The sequence below is a fragment of the Candidatus Micrarchaeota archaeon genome, from assembly GCA_028866575.1.
Taxonomy (GTDB): domain Archaea; phylum Micrarchaeota; class Micrarchaeia; order Micrarchaeales; family Micrarchaeaceae; genus UBA12276.
On sequence record JAGWHU010000034.1, the window covers coordinates 1 to 1,930 of the forward strand.

Sequence of the window (1,930 nt, forward strand, 5' to 3'; positions counted from 1 at the left end):
TGCCTTTGCGGCTGGCCAGTGTCCCAAAGGGTGCCGCTCGACCTTCAAGGACTTGAATATCAATACTGATTTGATTTGGGAAAGAGAAGACCTATGAGCGAAGTAGCCATCCGCGGCAACCTCCAGATCGGCCGCGTCAACATCGAAGGCAAGGACTACCTTACCGTCTGCGTGGACAAGAACGGTGGTCCGATGATCTACGAGTTCCCAGACGGGTCGGAAGCGGAAATTGAATTCTGCCGACCCGGAGAGGACTTAGACAACCGCAACCCGAACGCCTGTGTGCGGCTGAGAATATCAGACAAGGACTCTCTGATCCTTGTCGGGAAGGGGTGAGCAACATGCGAGTCGTATCTATCCTGGCCGTGCTTTCCATCGTGGCCTACTTCACGCACTGCAAGACGCTTGGTGCGGTGATTGTCCTGTTCCTATTTGGCTGCGCTCTCTACGGGCTCAGCGAGTACGTTTTCGATGTGGCCAGCAAAGCCGATATTAGGTGGAGGTGAGCAGTGCCATCGTCATTGACCAACCCGTTGACCGACGCAGAAGTGGATGCCGCGAACCAGAATCCGAAGAACATCTGGATGCACGTCAAGTGCAAGATATGCGGCGACGTGGAACCGTGCTACAACCGGACTCAGGTGGCATGGTCAAAAACCTGCTTTCCCTGCCTGATGGGCTGGAAGAGAGCCAACCCTTTCACCGGATTCGACGGCATTGAGAAAGGTGGAGAGCAGTGAGCGAAGAGACAGGAGAAAAAGACAACGGCCACAAGTTCTACATCAAAGCCTTACACCCGCACCGGAAGCCTGGTGACACCAAAAAAGTCAAGATGTATATCGGCGAGTGCACGAAATGCGGCTTGCTCTACAAGTTCAGAAAGAAGGTAAAATGCCCAGCGAAGTGAGTACGATCGACGACTACATCGAGCGGCGCAACGCCATCCAACTCCGCGCCGAGAACCGGAGCAAAGAAGCGGCGGACAGGACCTGGATCGAGTTGGGCGTGGCAAACCGGCATATTCAAAGAGTCCTCGACGGCGTCCTGAAGCTTCCGATGGTTGAAGTCGAGATCGAGAAATGCCTGACGCGAGTTGAAAGGCAGGAACAGCATGAACAGGCCAGCGCGTAGAGAAAACATGACGCCGACGGACCTGTTGGTCGACGCCATGCAGGATTTCGGCGAACACGAGATCGAATTCGTCACGCTGATCGCCACAAACAGGGACGGATCGATGCGGAGGCTCTACTCTAACGCACGCAGCGAGACGGAAATGTTTGGCATGATTCACATGTCCACGGAAACTTGGACCGACAACGTACTGGAGGACAAAGAGGAATGAGATACGAAGTCGAGCAGGGAAACATCCTGATGTACTCTCCCTACCTATGGCGCGTAGTGCTCGCCTCCGAGAGCGGAGAGCATAAGACTGTCGCCATGTGCGAAAACAGAGAGCACGCAGAGATGCTCGCTGAGCGTCTGAATCTGGACGAGTCGCTCAAGAACGAGTGGCCGGGCAAGATTCAGTTCACGCCGACTCCGGAAGTGGCCACGCTACGCGACCAGTTTGCAATGGCGGCGATGATTGCCGATTCAATCCAAAGCGCGGTAGTCTCGGCTGCGTACATCGGGCAAGGAAAGGTCTTGCATGAAGACTATCCAGGCCCGGAGACTGGAGCGAAGGACTATTACGCGACTGCGGACGCAATACTGGAGGCTCGGAAATGAAGTTCCTGCGGAAACTCTACTGCTGGATCACGCGCGGACACTCGTGGAACGGCGTGGTGCATGATTGGCACCATCCGAGCAAAAGTTGTTTCTGGTGCGGAGCCGTGAGGAGACGGAAATGAGAAAGTTCTGGGTGGCGCTGGCGACGATTATCGTGCTGTTTTTAGGCTGGCCGGTGGCAGAGGACGGTTTTATCGGCAGT

At 55.2% G+C, this 1,930-nt stretch carries 7 protein-coding genes; all 7 read left to right on the forward strand.

The window, feature by feature from the left end; translation table 11 throughout:
* The first annotated feature begins 75 nt into the window (after positions 1-75).
* The 7 genes from KGI06_06235 to KGI06_06265 all read left to right on the forward strand — a co-directional run bounded on the left by KGI06_06235 (position 76) and on the right by KGI06_06265 (position 1,728).
* Positions 76-336: a hypothetical protein gene (locus KGI06_06235; protein ID MDE1871807.1), complete on the forward strand. Its 261-nt coding sequence runs from the start codon at positions 76-78 to the stop codon at positions 334-336.
* 5 nt (positions 337-341) lie between these two features.
* Positions 342-506, forward strand: coding sequence for a hypothetical protein (locus tag KGI06_06240; protein MDE1871808.1), 165 nt, complete (start codon positions 342-344; stop codon positions 504-506).
* Positions 507-509: 3 nt separating this feature from the next.
* Complete coding sequence (locus tag KGI06_06245) at positions 510-740, forward strand: hypothetical protein (protein MDE1871809.1); 231 nt, start codon at positions 510-512, stop codon at positions 738-740.
* Entirely contained in the window at positions 737-907 is a 171-nt protein-coding gene (locus KGI06_06250; protein ID MDE1871810.1) for a hypothetical protein, read from the forward strand. Before KGI06_06245 ends, KGI06_06250 begins: the two co-directional genes overlap by 4 nt.
* Positions 892-1,131: a hypothetical protein gene (locus KGI06_06255; GenBank protein ID MDE1871811.1), complete on the forward strand. Its 240-nt coding sequence runs from the start codon at positions 892-894 to the stop codon at positions 1,129-1,131. The genes KGI06_06250 and KGI06_06255 overlap by 16 nt, the downstream gene beginning before the upstream one ends.
* Positions 1,132-1,138: 7 nt before the next feature.
* The gene (locus KGI06_06260; protein ID MDE1871812.1) at positions 1,139-1,342 is read left to right on the forward strand and encodes a hypothetical protein; all 204 of its coding nucleotides are present in this window, start codon (positions 1,139-1,141) and stop codon (positions 1,340-1,342) included.
* 122 nt (positions 1,343-1,464) lie between these two features.
* Positions 1,465-1,728 (forward strand): hypothetical protein, encoded by a 264-nt coding sequence (locus tag KGI06_06265; protein ID MDE1871813.1) that lies wholly within the window; start codon positions 1,465-1,467, stop codon positions 1,726-1,728.
* The last annotated feature ends 202 nt before the right edge of the window (positions 1,729-1,930 follow it).